The following is a 14,417-nucleotide window of genomic DNA, read 5'->3' as shown; positions in this document are numbered from 1 at the left end:
TTATAAGTTAAAATTCCCCTCTGTTATAGCCAACCGGAGAGAAATTCTATGTCGATTATTATTTATCACAACCCACACTGTTCAAAAAGCCGAGAAACCCTGGCATTGCTTGAATCGCAAGGTATTCAGCCGATCATTGAGCTTTATTTACAAAAACAATATTCGGTTGCAGAATTGCAACAGATTGCCGATAAATTAGGGATTATTGATATACGCCAAATGATGCGGGTGAAAGACGAGTTGTATAAATCCTTGGATTTGGATAATGTTGCATTAACCAAGACGGATTTATTACAGGCGATGAGCAAACATTCCGAACTTATGGAACGTCCGATTGTAGTAAATGGCGAGAAAGCAAAAATCGGACGACCGCCGGAAAGCGTATTGGCGATTTTGTAATTTTAACGTTTATGCGTATAATACAACAGCCGTGAAAATCACTTCGCGGCTTTTTTAAGTTTAAGGAAAAATTGATGGCAAAAAAACAGAAAAGTGCGGTTGAAAATCAAACCGTTTATCAACACACCCGCGGCGTGGTGAAAGATAATGCGATTATGGCGTTATTACGGGATAGATTATTCCGTCAGCGTATTGAGAAAAAACGCAAAGGGAAAGGAAGCTACCAGCGAAAAGCAAAACACGTTGGGAAATTTTTTGAAAAGCCCGATTATAAATTTTTTGATTTCAGAAATTTTATAATCGGGTTTTTCTTAAATGTAGTGAATTAAATTAAAATAGATACAAATCCTCAAGCTGAAGACAGTACAACTAGCACTGCGAGGCGTAGCAATGATCGTTGATATTTTAAAACTTAATTTATTATGAAAAATAGCAATATGAGGTAACTATATGTCAAATAAAACAGAAACATTATTTAACACGACGTGGAATGTGCGTATTAGTGATCCGGGTGAAGAAGGCGCACGCAGTCATTTTTTTGAAACGGTTTATGTAACGCTCACCGCGCACTTTGAAGAAAAGGGTATTCGTTATGAATTTGTGCGCAGAGTCGAAGAGCAAATTAAAGTGCAGCGTTCATTTACCGAATTAAATGAATTATTCAAATTTCTTGGCGATTATTTAGATTCGGTTTCCCTTGGTATGCTGGGGGTGAAAATCGGTAATTTAGGTGTGAAAGCGGAATAGTTTTATACTCGGAAAGTAAAAAGCGGTTGAAATTCACCATAAAAACCAACCGCTCTTTTTTGTTTTTTTATTTCAAGAGTAAAGTACTTAACGCACGATAAACCGATTTTGCCGTTTCATCGCTTAATGCTTTACCGTTTTCATCGGTAATAACAACCGCACTTCGTTCACCCATTGCAGAGAGCTGCATAAAGTAAGTGCCTTTTTCAAGATCGGGTGCATTTACACCTAAAGGTAGCCAGTCCTCTTTATTTAATGGCGAATATTTTAATTCTCGTTGTCCGCGTCCTGCCGTTTCAGATTTAGTATAAAACCCGATTTTTGGCAGTACAGAACCTAATTTTTCCCACGCTTGAACAAAGGTTGCATCCATTCCCAATGCCGTTCTTCCGTTTATGTCTGTGATTAAATCAGATTGGAAAGCCCCGATAGTGGTATTGCTTAAATCTTGTTGCTGTTTGTTATAACTATGGGTGAGCGTTGCAACAAAACGATTCAAGCGATCGGCAGTGTAACGCTGCTTTTCCATTACGCTTGGTGTGAAAATAATACCATCACGGCGCATTTGAAGGATAGAAACCGTGAGGGCACTCGCATCACGGGCGGAAACTTGCTCTACTTGATAACGAATTTCAGTGTTGGCTTTGTCATCCGCACGATCGGAATTATGCCAATCGGTGGTGAGTATCGCTCCGTTGATAGTAGAATTAATTCCCTCTTCTTTCAATAAGCGTTGGATCTGTTGTAAGTTATACAGTGAAGCCTTTTCTTCAGGATATACAATTAATGCACGCTCTCCATCAAATTGAGTTAATGAGTTTTTGATGATAGCCAAAGGTGTTGATGGCGGGCGAATGTCCAGGGTTTCCCCTTTTTTGATGGTGAGATTAGGCAGTTCGTAGGTGGCATCTTGTTTTGGTAGATTTACCCCTCCGCTTGCTAATGGCGAAAAGTTTGGAATGGGTGAGTCTGATTTTTGATAGGTATCATTTGCACTTTGCAATTTTTCAGGATCGGTGGAACAAGCCGATAATAGACTGATCACTGCTAATCCTAAGAGAAATTTTTTCATTACTGAATCCTTAAAAATAAACAAAAGAAAAAGTGACCGCACTTCGACCGTCAAATGATAAAAAAGTTTGGGACTGAAAATCAGCCCCGAGACTTATTAAATTAAACCTGCCGTTTTTAATGCAGTTTCTACTTTTGATTTTGCGGTTTCGCTGAGTTCGGTTAATGGTAAACGAAGGAAGGGTGATTTAATCAAACCTAAACGATAAGCCGCCCATTTCACCGGAATCGGGTTAGATTCTACAAATAAATTTTGATGCAATGCCATTAAACGTGCATTAATTTCTTCCGCTTTGCTAAAATCGCCAGTGCGTGCTAGACGGCACATTTCCGCCATATCTTTTGCCGCTAAGTTATTAGTTACAGAGATAACCCCTTCCGCACCTAATTTCATCGCTTCCAAACCGGTTGCATCATCGCCGCTTAATACAATGAAATCTTCACCGGCTAATTGCTTAATTGCGGTGACTCGGCTTACATCTCCGGTTGCCTCTTTAATACCCACAATATTGCTAATTTGGGCTAAACGAGCCACGGTTTCCGGTTTCATATCACTGCCGGTACGCCCCGGTACGTTATAAAGAATTTGTGGCAAATCGGTACATTCTGCGATGGCTTTAAAATGCTGATACATGCCTTCTTGAGTCGGCTTATTGTAATAAGGTACAACGGAAAGGCAGCCTGCAACACCACTATCGCGTAATAATTTGGTCATCACAATCGCTTCACTGGTAGCGTTCGCTCCTGTACCGGCAATAATAGGAATGCGGCCTTTTGCCAGTTCTACGGTCTTTTCAATTACCTTCACATTTTCTTCAATGCTTAATGTTGCGGATTCACCTGTTGTTCCCACCGAAACAATGGCATCAGTACCGGCGTCGATATGAAATTCAACGAGTTTTTCCAAGGTGTTAAAATCAATGCTACCGTGGTTATCCATCGGGCTAACTAAAGCAACAATGCTGCCGAAAAATAAAGGGTTTTGCGTAGACATAGAACCTCCGTTCGTTAAAGTATGATCAAATATTTGAAAACTGCTGGCTAGGATCGCTAAAATGACTAAAATTTGCAAATCATTTTTTCATTTTGAGGAATTTTCTATGAAAACATTACAAGTTGGGGACGCTCCGCAATTTACATTATCCGATCAAAATAATCATTCGGTTTCACTTTCTGATTTTAAAGGAAAGAAAGTGCTTGTTTACTTTTATCCTAAGGCGCTTACGCCGGGTTGTACGACTCAGGCTTGCGGACTTCGTGATACCAAAACGGAATTAGAAAATTTAGGTGTGGTGATTTTGGGTATTAGTCCCGATTCACCGAAAAAGTTGGCTCAATTTGCAGAGAAAAAAGCACTCAATTTCACTTTGCTTTCCGATGAAGATCACCAAGTTGCCGAACAGTTTGGCGTGTGGGGAGAGAAAAAATTTATGGGAAGAACTTATGATGGCATTCATCGCATTAGTTTCCTGATTGATGAACAAGGTAAAATTCAACATATTTTCGATAAATTCAAAACCGGTGAACATCATCAGGTCGTGTTGGATTATTTACAATCTTTATAATTCTTCTAACAAATCAACCGCACTTTTGACTTTCTCTTAATGTGCGGTTGGAGGCCTTTCCGTTTTGATAATTCATATTTACAGCCCCCTTTTCTTTTGTTAGAATTTTCTCTCAATTGAAAATAATTCTCAATTGGTTTTTTGATTTAAGGATAATTATAAGGATAAAAAAATGCCTCAACTTTTCGGATTTTTACAACAATACAGCGATTACATCATTATCGGACTTTTACTTTTGATGAGTGTTATTATGCTCGCGATGGTGATTGAGCGTTTTATTTTTCTAACCAAGATTAATGTCGGCAGATATTCTAATATTCATGCGTTAGATATTGATTTAAATCGCAATATGACGATCATTTCCACAGTAGGGGCGAATGCACCTTACGTAGGGTTGCTCGGTACGGTAATCGGTATTCTATTAACGTTTTATCAAATCGGCCAAGGTGGCGGCGATGTAGATGCCGGTGAAATTATGTTGCACCTTTCTTTAGCGTTGAAAGCGACCGCACTCGGTATTCTCGTGGCAATTCCTTCAATGGTTTTCTACAACGGTTTAAACCGTAAAATTGAAGTAAATCGTTTGAAATGGAAAGTATTAAATTCACAAAAAGATAAGGAATAATCGTGAAGAAATTTGATGAAATCAACATTATTCCTTTTATTGACATTATGCTGGTATTGCTGGCGATTGTGTTGATCACCGCTTCATTTATTTCGCAAGGTAAAATTCAGGTGAATGTGCCTAAAGCGAGTACGGCGGTTGCTTTTAAATCTGACGAACTTGCAAAATTATTAACGGTTAATGCAAAAGGTGAGCTTTATTTCAATGATAAACCGATCTCTCAAGAAGCATTGGAAACTGAAATTAATCAGTGGAATAAAGAACAAAAAGTGACATTAAAAATTGATGCTCAGGCCAGTTTTCAAGATTTCGTAACAATCACTGATTTACTTGCAAAAAATGAAATTAAAAATGTCGCCATCGTCTCAATGAAAGATAAAAGCAGTAGTGCCAAGTCTGCGACAGCAGCATCGGCAACCGAGTAGGGAAAGTTATGCAACAAGCTAAACGTTCGTTCTTAGGTTTGCTTACTTCTATTCTTGTTCACGGTGTCATTGTCGGTACTTTACTATGGAATTGGAATAAATCGGATGATAGCGTCAACAGTCATAGCGGGGAATTAGCGACAGCGATTTCAATGGAAATGTTGCAAGGCATGCGCATTGAGGAACCCGTTCCGGAACCGGAAAAAGCAGAACCGGAGCCGGAAAAGAAAGAAGTTGTCGCAGATCCGACAAAGAAAGCGGAACCGAAGAAAAAAGAGCCGGACAAAAAGCCGGAAAAACCAAAAGAAAAACCGAAGCCACCTAAAGAAAAAACTAAAAAAGAGATAAAACCGGCTGAAAAAACGCCTTTATCGAAGAATTTACCTGTAGGTGAGCGTAATGTAAATGCTTCCGCCAATGTTAATTCAAAAGCGACAACAACGGCTTCTGTTAATGCCAATACAAATACGGTAGGTAGCGGTTCAAGTACCAATGAAATTGCGGCTTATAAAGCAGCACTGTATCGCGAGATTGAACGCCGTAAAGAATATCCGACACGTGCTAAAATGATGCGTAAACAAGGTATCGTGCATATTTCATTTAATGTGAGCAATGACGGTGTATTAAGTAATGGAAGTATTGTGAAGTCATCAGGTGATGAAAGTCTTGATAATGCGGCATTGAAAGCGGTTAGAAATGCAAAACCGGTGGGACCGAAACCACAAGGATTTTCAAGTAGTGTTTCTGTTCCGATTCGGTTTAGTTTGCGTTAGTAAATCAAGCGACAGGTTTTAACTCTAAAAATACCAAGGTAAACAACCTTGGTATTTTTTGTTCTTATAGCGTTTATTAGAATTAGATTTTTGTTAAGTCCACATTCTTTGTTTCTTTTGAGGCTAATAAGGCAAGTAATGTCATTAATGCGTTAATAGCCAAATAAACCCCTACACCTATGATGCCGAATGAAGCATTGATTTTTAAGGAAATCATTGCCGCAATGGTTGCGCCGATAATGGAAGCTAAGTTATAAGCAAGCGAAGCACCCGAGTAACGTACTTCGGTAGGAAATAATTCCGGCAGCAATGCCGCCATAGGACCGAAGGTCATTCCCATAATTGCCATACCGACTACGAGAAATGCAAAAACACCGATTGGTGTGCCGTTTTCGAAGAATAGCGGCATAGATAAACCTAACAGTCCAATGGCAACCGTTACCCAAATTAACCATTTGCGGCGACCGATCTTATCGGCATAAATACCTGAAATACTGATGAAAATACCGAATATGATCGCACTAATTAATAGCAAACCGGTGAATGTGTTTGCCGGAATGCCTAAACCAAGCGGGTGGCCTGCTTCTGAAAGTGTTGGGGCAGTACGTGAATAGGCTTGTGCGAAAGCGGTCATAATATAGAAAAGGGAATAGGTCGCAACCATAATAAATGTGCCGATAATCATAGGCTTTAAATGCTTGGTGAATACGACACTGACAGGTGCATTTAATTTTTTGCCTTTCTGCTCCGCTTCAACGAAAACATGGCTTTCATGTAGGGTTAAACGAACATATAAACCGACAAAAACCAATAATATAGACGAGACGAAAGGGATACGCCACGCCCATTCTACTAAGGCTTCATGCCCCCAGAAATAGCTGACTAAGAAGAATGTGCCGTTTGCTACAAATAAACCGATAGGTGCACCTAATTGGGGAAAAGTGCCATACCAAGCCCGTTTACCTTCCGGCGCATTTTCGGTTGCAACCAATGCCGCACCGCCCCATTCTCCGCCAAGCCCGATCCCTTGTCCGACTCGGCAAATACAAAGCAAAATAGGTGCCCAAATGCCGATTTGTGAATAGTTAGGCAATAAACCGATGATGACGGTTGAGCCTCCCATTAATAAGAGAGAAGCCACGAGTGTCTTTTTACGTCCGATTTTGTCGCCAAAATGACCGAATAATGCCGATCCTATCGGACGTGCAAAAAAGGCGAGGGCCAAAGTGGAAAGAGAAAGAAGATCATTTGAAAGAGGGTCATCGCTGCTAAAGAACTGTGTGTTGAACACTAACACGGCCGCCGCCGCATAGATATAGTAATCGAAAAATTCGATTGCAGTTCCGACCATAGAGGCAAGTGCCACTTTCATCGGATTATTACGAAGTTGTGTTGTCATATTGCTTTCCTTAGGAAATGTGAATAAGAATTTTATAAATGGAAAGGGCTGAATCCTAGCATTTCCCTTAGGCTTGAGCAATTTTTAATATGAGATTTTTAAGTTTTTTAGCGAAAAATATCGGATTTTCCGAGTGAGCATTGTGGCCTGCATTTGGAATGGTGGTTAAGGGAAGTTGTTCTTCATGCGCAAGAGCTTGGAATTTTTGATCCCGCTCGCCGCAAAAATAGAAAAACGGCAAAGAATTCGACCGCACTTTTTCGCGAAAATCAGCTTGTTTGGCAAGGCTGGTGGCAAGCAACATTTTGCCGATATTGTCACCACAATTGGTTTTTCGTTTTTGGATCAATTGTTGTCTTTGGGCAGAAGTTAAATGGGCAAATACCGCTTGTTGATACCAATCTTCCAATACCTTTTCAGGCGATTCATTAATAAACCGTTTTGCCCAATAGATATCATTTTGCCAACGGGCTTGTTTTTCTTTCTCGGTTTTTAAACCTAAATTTACGCCTTCCAAAATCATTCCTTGCAATTGTGATTTCTTCACATTGGATTGTAACGCATAGTGTAAGGCAATGCGTCCCCCGAGTGAGTATCCGACAAGAAAATAAGGTTCATTTTTGACCGCACTTTGGATTTCTTCGGCAAGATATTGCGTTGTGTCTTCAAAATCAACGGCTTCAATTTTTTTTGCTTTTCCATGGAAAGGTAAATCAAGCGGGATACAGCGAAAGTGCAGTAGATTTTCGATGACTTTTTGCCAGTCGTCACCGGTGCCGAGGAGACCATGAAGGAAAATAATATTCATCATAATAAAATAAAGGGCGCTGTTACACGCCCTAATCTCTATGCGCCGATAACGGCATAACTGATTTGTTCAATTAAACGTTTATAGATGTTGCTGCCGTCATTCGGATTGGTCTTAATTTCAATCAATGTTGTTTTACGGCGTGTGTAGGCTTGTTTTAATACGCTGCTTAAATCCGCCCAAGTGTAAGGGTGGGCGTATTTTATATCAAACATTGCGGCGATTTGTGAAAAATCGCCATTGTGAGGTAAACGGTAAAAACGCTCTTTCACCGTTTCATCCACCGGTAACATATCAAAAATTGCGCCCCCGTTATTGTTAATCACGAAAATGATAGTCGGCTGCGTAACATTTTTAAATAAGGCGAGCGAATTGAGATCATAGAGTGTTGAGGTATCGCCAATCATTGCGACAACCGGTTGATTCGAACCTACGCCGATGCCGGCTGCAGTCGCCAGTAAGCCGTCGATGCCGCTTGCTCCGCGATTAGTATAAATCGGGTAGCCTTCCGGCAATTTTGTAAGCGCATCAACAAGACGCACAAACAGGCTGTTGCCAAGGAATAAAATGCCGTCATAAGGCAGTACGCGTTCAATATGATGGGCGAGAGAAGCCTCATTTAAATTACCGCCCACTTGTTGTTCAATAAAACCGGCACAGAATTTTGATAAAGCAAGGGGTTCTAATAGCCATGGTTTTTGGCGAAGCGGAGGGTGCACACGAAGCCAATTATGCACTTTCGCATTAAAGCGAGTATGTGTGTGATGATAAGGATCAACCGCTTTTTGCGTTTGTTCGATAATCCAAAATTCACGATTAAAAGCTTGTAAAAATTGATTAATACGTTTGCTGATAAAACGGGATCCGAATTGAATCACAATATCCGCTTCGAGCAGTTTTTCCCGCACCGTTTGGTTGGCAAGCCAAATATCGGCATAAGGCGTCATCGGTTCGACACCGGATTGAATATCGGTTAATAATACCCAACCCATTGTGGTCGCCCAAGTATTGATGCCCATAGCTTGTTCCGCCGGCAGTTGCCCGACTACAATCACACCGCGTTTGGTACGCCAGTGATCCCAGTTTTCGTGAGGAATTACTTCTTGTTGTAATGTTTCATATTTTATCCAAGGTTTTACCTGTGAAAGCCAACGCTGTAACGGTTGTAACCAAGGGTGGTTATCTACGGCACTGTCATTGGCTTCATAAAGCGGTTCGGCAAAGGGAACGTTAATATGCACGACACCATGCTGTTGATTTTGTTGGAACGTTGCTTGTTCCAATAAAGAGATAAGCCATTGCGCAGAATAATCCGCATTGGGCTTGGGTAAATTCACATTGGCAATCGGGTAATCGCCGAACATATTTTGTTGCAATATCGCTTGATTTGCACCGCATTCCCATAATTCAGGCGGGCGATCCGCCGTTAATATGACGAGATCAACGCCCGTTTGACGTGCTTCAATAATTGCCGGATAAAGATTGGCCGCCGCCGTACCGGAGGTAACGATTATGGCAACCGGAGATTGTGTGGATTTTGCGATACCAAGGGCAAAAAAGCCCAAGCCCCGTTCGTCAAAATGACTATGGCAAACGGCCCGCTCTGCATTTTGTAAGCGCACCGCTTCAAGTGTTAATGGGGTAGAACGTGAGCCGGGTGCAATGCAGAAGTGAGTAACACCTTGGCGTACCAAGGTTTCTAAAATCACTTTTGACCAACAACGATTAAACACGTTTACAGACATTCTTTTTCTCCGTTATGATTTTCTGCAAACAGGGAAATGAGCCCTGCTGCCTTACGTTCAATTTCTTTCCATTCAATCAAAGGTTGCGAGCCTTCAACAATGCCCGCACCGGCAAATATGCGGATTCGGTGGCCTTCAATAAAGGCGGAACGAATCGCTACACAAAATTCAGAATATGCCTCGCTCATAATGCCTAATGTCCCGGCATACCAGCCACGTTCAAAAGTTTCGATTTCCGATAAAATCATTCTGGCTTGTTGCTGTGGCAAGCCCGAAACCGCCGCAGTAGGGTGAATCGCTTTTAGTAATGCGGAATCTCGGTAATGTGCGGTCAGATTTGCGCGAATTTTTCGTAACAAATGTTGTACTTTGCGTAAAGGTTTGAGTTCGACTTCGCCTACATCAAAGGATTCCACCATTGCGCTAATATTTTGAGAAATATCTTGAACCACCAGCCAATTCTCGTTCAGATTTTTTTCATCTTTTAACAACCAATCGGCTTGTTGTCTGTTTTCTTTCTGATTTTCCGTAATGGGCGCAGTGCCTGCGAGGGCTTCGGTTAAAAAAAGGTTGTATTCGCGCGCAAACAAACGTTCGGGGGTTGAGCCGACAAAAGTCGAATAAGGAGTTTCCGCCCACAAAAAATGATAGCAACCTTGATTTTGCTTTTCGCTTTCGGCAAGAAAATCATAGGGATTAATGCGCTGTTTTAAGTGAAAGATCGTTTCATTTGCCAACACGAGCTTGGTTAATTCGCCTTGTTTGATTTCAAAAAGCGCCTGATTTACCCAGTCATTCCAAGTTCGCTCATCCGCACGTCGTTCGATCAGCAAAGGAACTTGTTTAGGTAATGCGCAAAGTGCGGTTGTTTTCGGCAGAGTTTTAATAAGTGCTAAAGCAGATTGTGCGGAGGTTTCGCCTTCGACAAAAACGCTCACTGTGGTGGCGTATGCCCGTTGTTCTAACAACATTTGCGGCAAAATAAATTGTTCGTAACCTTGAAATTGTAAACCGCCGATTAATGGCAAATTGTATTGTTCAATAAACTCTTGCGCTAAATTTAGCTCGGAAAATGACCGCACTTCTCCAAGCGCAGCAAATTTTTGTTCTTCATCACGAAAGCGTAAATAGAACTGTGGATAAACCCTTTGTGCTTTTAGCCACGCCAATAAATCGACATTGGCGATTTCTACTTGAAAACGCACGATATCCGTTTGTTTTTGTTGCAAATAATCTTCAATTTGCTGACTTATTCGGCTTGCCGCTTGTTCTAAAATATCCATTAAGAAATTGTTCAAAATAAACAAAAAATTAGTCCGTATTCTACCGCAGTTTATTTGTTACAAAAAATTTTTTTATAAAATCTTTGCAAGATTGAAAATTAAGCCGTAAATTAACCGCACTTTTCTTTAAAAAATAAGAGGATTTCATTATGCGATTATTCCCAAAATCCGACAAATTGGAACACGTTTGTTATGACATTCGAGGGCCTGTGCACAAGGAAGCGCTGCGTTTGGAAGAAGAAGGTAATAAAATTTTAAAGCTTAATATCGGCAATCCCGCACCTTTTGGTTTTGAAGCACCGGATGAAATTTTGGTGGATGTGTTGCGCAATTTACCCTCTGCGCAAGGCTATTGTGATTCCAAAGGACTATATTCCGCACGTAAAGCCATTGTGCAATATTATCAATCCAAAGGTATTCAAGGTGCGACAGTAAATGATGTGTATATCGGTAATGGGGTGTCGGAACTCATCACAATGGCAATGCAAGCCTTGTTAAATGACGGTGATGAAGTGCTTGTGCCAATGCCCGATTATCCGTTATGGACGGCGGCGGTAACCCTTTCCGGCGGTAAAGCCGTACATTATTTATGTGATGAAGAGGCGAATTGGTTTCCGGCGATTGATGATATTAAAGCCAAGGTGAATGCAAAAACGAAAGCGATTGTAATCATTAATCCGAATAATCCGACCGGTTCGGTATATAGCAAAGCGTTACTGGAAGAGGTTGTGGAAATAGCGCGTCAAAATAATTTGATTATTTTTGCAGATGAAATCTATGACAAGATTTTATACGATGGTGCGGTTCATCATCATATTGCTTCGCTTGCACCGGATTTATTAACGGTTACCTTCAACGGTTTATCTAAAGCCTACCGTGTTGCGGGTTTTCGTCAAGGCTGGATGATTTTAAATGGCCCGAAACATCAGGCGAAAGGCTATATTGAAGGCTTGGATATGTTGGCTTCGATGCGTTTGTGTGCAAATGTGCCAATGCAACACGCCATTCAAACGGCGTTGGGCGGCTATCAAAGTATCAATGAATTTATTTTACCGGGCGGGCGTTTATTGGAGCAACGCAATAAAGCCTACGAATTAATCACTCAGATTCCGGGGATTACTTGCGTAAAACCGATGGGGGCGATGTATATGTTCCCTAAAATGGATGTTAAAAAATTCAATATTCACAGTGATGAAAAAATGGTGCTTGATTTACTTCGTCAAGAAAAAGTATTGCTTGTGCACGGCAAAGGCTTTAATTGGCATTCGCCGGATCATTTCCGTATTGTAACCTTGCCTTATGTGAATCAATTGGAAGAAGCGATTACCAAACTGGGGCGTTTCTTGGAAAATTATCATCAATAAAATGGTAGGGGCGTATGCAATACGCCCCTACCCCCGATAAATATTGGATATAAAATTCTCTTCGTGCAACTGATACATAATACCGGAAAATTTATACGCAATCGCTCAAAGCGATTGTTATGCCTTACGACACAGTTGGCAAGCCAACGTTCAAAATCTAAAGATTTTCTGACCGCACTTGGGAGATAAAAACGGGATCAACAGTGATCCCATTTTTTATTACTGAGTACTTGTGCTGGTTGTGGTGCGATTAGCACGTTTACGATCGTTTTCCGTTAAAAGTTTTTTGCGGATACGGATCGATTCCGGTGTTACTTCTACGAGTTCATCATCATCAATAAACTCAATCGCTTGTTCAAGGGAGAACTTCACCGGTGTGGTTAACACGATAGCGTCATCTTTGCCTGAAGCACGCATATTGGTGAGTTTTTTACCTTGTAAGCAGTTGACCGTGAGATCGTTTGAGCGGCTGTGAATACCGATGATTTGACCTTCATACACATCAACATTGGCATCAATCATTAATTTACCGCGTTCCTGTAAACCGAATAATGCGTAAGCCAACGCTTTGCCGGTGGCGTTAGAAATTAACACGCCGTTTTTACGCTGACCGATTTCTCCGCCTTTGATTTCATCATAGTGACTGAAGCTGGAGTAAAGCAAGCCTGTGCCGGAAGTCATTGTCATAAATTCACCGCGGAAACCGATTAATCCTCGGCTCGGAATAATGTATTCTAAACGTACGCGCCCTTTTCCGTCAGGCAACATATCACGCACCTCACCTTTGCGGATACCTAGCGCTTCCATTACGGAGCCTTGGTGTTGTTCTTCCACATCAATGGTAACTTGTTCGTATGGTTCTTGTTTTTTGCCGTCAATTTCACGATAAATAACTTTCGGACGGGATACGGCTAATTCATAGCCTTCACGGCGCATATTTTCAATTAAGACGGAAAGATGTAACTCACCGCGACCGGATACGCGGAACTCATCAGGATTAGGGGTTTCTTCTACACGCAGTGCCACGTTGTGAACGAGTTCTTTATTTAAGCGTTCAAGGATTTGGCGTGAAGTAACGTATTTCCCTTCTTGACCGGCAAACGGTGAAGTATTTACGCAGAAGAACATCGTTACGGTCGGTTCATCAACGGTGAGTGAAGGCAATGCTTCAACGGCGTTGATATCACAAATGGTGTCGGAAATGTTGAGTTCACCTAAACCGGTAATGGCAACGATGTCTCCGGCGTAAGCCACATCTTCTTCATAACGTTGTAAGCCAAGGTGACCAAGCACTTGACCTATACGACCTTGACGGGTTTTCCCTTCGCTATTAATAATGGTAACCGGTTGATTCGGTTTGACTGAGCCGCGCTTAATACGTCCGATTCCAATCACTCCTACATAGTTGTTATAGTCTAATTGGGAAATTTGCATTTGGAACGGGGCATCTAATTCCACTTTCGGCGGTTCAACGTGTTTGACGATGGCTTCAAATAACGGAGTCATATCTTCCGCTAATTCTTCGTGTTCAAGACCTGCCACCCCGTTTAGCGCTGAAGCGTAAATAATCGGGAAGTCTAATTGTTCATCTGTTGCGCCAAGGTTTACGAATAAATCGAATACTTGATCTACAACCCAATCAGGGCGTGCACCGGGGCGATCCACTTTGTTGATCACTACGATGGGTTTTAAACCGTGAGCAAAAGCTTTTTGGGTAACGAAACGGGTTTGCGGCATCGGGCCGTCAAACGCATCAACGACTAAAAGTACAGAATCTACCATTGAGAGTACGCGTTCTACTTCACCGCCGAAGTCTGCGTGTCCCGGGGTATCTACGATATTGATACGGTAATCGTTCCAGTTAATAGCAGTGTTTTTGGCAAGAATGGTAATGCCACGTTCTTTTTCAAGATCATTAGAGTCCATCACGCGTTCATCAGCGTCACCACGTATGGAGTCAAAAGTACCGGATTGTTGAAGGAGTTTATCTACAAGGGTGGTTTTACCGTGGTCAACGTGCGCGATAATAGCAATATTGCGCAATTTGTTAATATCGATTTCGTTTTTCATTGTTTATATTGAATTGATTATGTAGGGAGTGAAACAAGGTTTCACGCTCGTGTATAAAAAGTTTATTATTTCGTGTGGGAATCGTAGGCAATTTACACTATGCACTAAATTGCATTTATCTTGGCACGAAAGGGCAAAAATTA

At 41.4% G+C, this 14,417-nt stretch carries 15 protein-coding genes; 8 read left to right on the top strand and 7 right to left on the bottom strand.

Features of this window, described 5'->3' with window-relative positions:
- Positions 1–48 precede the first annotated feature (48 nt).
- The 3 genes from arsC (at position 49) to HEMROJRC1_RS02575 (ending at position 1,146) form a co-directional block, all read left to right on the top strand.
- A complete protein-coding gene (gene arsC / locus HEMROJRC1_RS02585; protein ID WP_226691492.1) occupies positions 49–399 on the top strand; it encodes an arsenate reductase (glutaredoxin) in 351 nt (116 codons plus the stop codon).
- A 74-nt stretch (positions 400–473) separates the two neighbouring features.
- Entirely contained in the window at positions 474–728 is a 255-nt protein-coding gene (locus HEMROJRC1_RS02580) for an alternative ribosome-rescue factor A (protein WP_226691491.1), read from the top strand.
- A gap of 121 nt (positions 729–849) precedes the next feature.
- Entirely contained in the window at positions 850–1,146 is a 297-nt protein-coding gene (locus tag HEMROJRC1_RS02575) for a DUF5377 family protein (RefSeq protein ID WP_226691490.1), read from the top strand.
- Between the two features lie 67 nt (positions 1,147–1,213).
- Here HEMROJRC1_RS02575 and bamC read toward each other — a convergent pair whose 3' ends face one another.
- Positions 1,214–2,218 carry an outer membrane protein assembly factor BamC gene (bamC, locus tag HEMROJRC1_RS02570; protein WP_226691489.1) on the bottom strand — a complete coding sequence of 335 codons (1,005 nt, stop codon included), beginning with the start codon at positions 2,216–2,218 and terminating at the stop codon, positions 1,214–1,216.
- Between the two features lie 96 nt (positions 2,219–2,314).
- Positions 2,315–3,211 (bottom strand): 4-hydroxy-tetrahydrodipicolinate synthase, encoded by an 897-nt coding sequence (gene dapA, locus HEMROJRC1_RS02565; RefSeq protein WP_226691488.1) that lies wholly within the window; start codon positions 3,209–3,211, stop codon positions 2,315–2,317.
- Between the two features lie 106 nt (positions 3,212–3,317).
- Between dapA and bcp the strand changes: the two genes are divergently transcribed.
- The 4 genes from bcp (at position 3,318) to HEMROJRC1_RS02545 (ending at position 5,605) form a co-directional block, all read left to right on the top strand.
- The gene (gene bcp, locus HEMROJRC1_RS02560) at positions 3,318–3,782 is read left to right on the top strand and encodes a thioredoxin-dependent thiol peroxidase (protein ID WP_226691487.1); all 465 of its coding nucleotides are present in this window, start codon (positions 3,318–3,320) and stop codon (positions 3,780–3,782) included.
- 172 nt (positions 3,783–3,954) lie between these two features.
- The gene (exbB, locus tag HEMROJRC1_RS02555) at positions 3,955–4,407 is read left to right on the top strand and encodes a TonB-system energizer ExbB (RefSeq protein ID WP_226691486.1); all 453 of its coding nucleotides are present in this window, start codon (positions 3,955–3,957) and stop codon (positions 4,405–4,407) included.
- A gap of 2 nt (positions 4,408–4,409) precedes the next feature.
- Positions 4,410–4,832, top strand: coding sequence for a TonB system transport protein ExbD (gene exbD, locus HEMROJRC1_RS02550; RefSeq protein WP_226691485.1), 423 nt, complete (start codon positions 4,410–4,412; stop codon positions 4,830–4,832).
- An 8-nt stretch (positions 4,833–4,840) separates the two neighbouring features.
- On the top strand, positions 4,841–5,605 hold the full coding sequence (locus HEMROJRC1_RS02545; protein ID WP_226691484.1) for an energy transducer TonB: 765 nt from the start codon (positions 4,841–4,843) through the stop codon (positions 5,603–5,605).
- A gap of 82 nt (positions 5,606–5,687) precedes the next feature.
- Here the strand turns inward: HEMROJRC1_RS02545 and HEMROJRC1_RS02540 are convergent, their stop codons facing one another.
- The 4 genes from HEMROJRC1_RS02540 to HEMROJRC1_RS02525 all read right to left on the bottom strand — a co-directional run bounded on the left by HEMROJRC1_RS02540 (position 5,688) and on the right by HEMROJRC1_RS02525 (position 10,840).
- Entirely contained in the window at positions 5,688–7,004 is a 1,317-nt protein-coding gene (locus HEMROJRC1_RS02540) for an MFS transporter (protein ID WP_226691483.1), read from the bottom strand.
- A 67-nt stretch (positions 7,005–7,071) separates the two neighbouring features.
- Positions 7,072–7,815 carry a 2-succinyl-6-hydroxy-2,4-cyclohexadiene-1-carboxylate synthase gene (gene menH / locus HEMROJRC1_RS02535; protein ID WP_226691482.1) on the bottom strand — a complete coding sequence of 248 codons (744 nt, stop codon included), beginning with the start codon at positions 7,813–7,815 and terminating at the stop codon, positions 7,072–7,074.
- Positions 7,816–7,850: 35 nt separating this feature from the next.
- The gene (gene menD / locus HEMROJRC1_RS02530) at positions 7,851–9,557 is read right to left on the bottom strand and encodes a 2-succinyl-5-enolpyruvyl-6-hydroxy-3-cyclohexene-1-carboxylic-acid synthase (RefSeq protein WP_226691481.1); all 1,707 of its coding nucleotides are present in this window, start codon (positions 9,555–9,557) and stop codon (positions 7,851–7,853) included.
- Positions 9,548–10,840 carry an isochorismate synthase MenF gene (locus HEMROJRC1_RS02525; RefSeq protein ID WP_226691480.1) on the bottom strand — a complete coding sequence of 431 codons (1,293 nt, stop codon included), beginning with the start codon at positions 10,838–10,840 and terminating at the stop codon, positions 9,548–9,550. Before HEMROJRC1_RS02525 ends, menD begins: the two co-directional genes overlap by 10 nt.
- Positions 10,841–10,989: 149 nt before the next feature.
- Between HEMROJRC1_RS02525 and HEMROJRC1_RS02520 the strand changes: the two genes are divergently transcribed.
- Positions 10,990–12,204 (top strand): pyridoxal phosphate-dependent aminotransferase, encoded by a 1,215-nt coding sequence (locus HEMROJRC1_RS02520; protein ID WP_226691479.1) that lies wholly within the window; start codon positions 10,990–10,992, stop codon positions 12,202–12,204.
- 219 nt (positions 12,205–12,423) lie between these two features.
- On the opposite strand, the gene typA is transcribed toward HEMROJRC1_RS02520, so the two are convergent.
- Positions 12,424–14,274, bottom strand: a complete 1,851-nt coding sequence (gene typA, locus HEMROJRC1_RS02515; RefSeq protein WP_226691478.1) for a translational GTPase TypA — start codon at positions 14,272–14,274, stop codon at positions 12,424–12,426.
- Positions 14,275–14,417 lie beyond the last annotated feature (143 nt).

The organism is Rodentibacter sp. JRC1 (assembly GCF_020521555.1).
In the GTDB taxonomy this organism is placed as follows: Bacteria; Pseudomonadota; Gammaproteobacteria; order Enterobacterales; family Pasteurellaceae; genus Rodentibacter; species Rodentibacter abscessus.
Note: the sequence above shows the minus strand (reverse complement) of the source record. Positions and strands in the feature narration are given on the sequence as shown.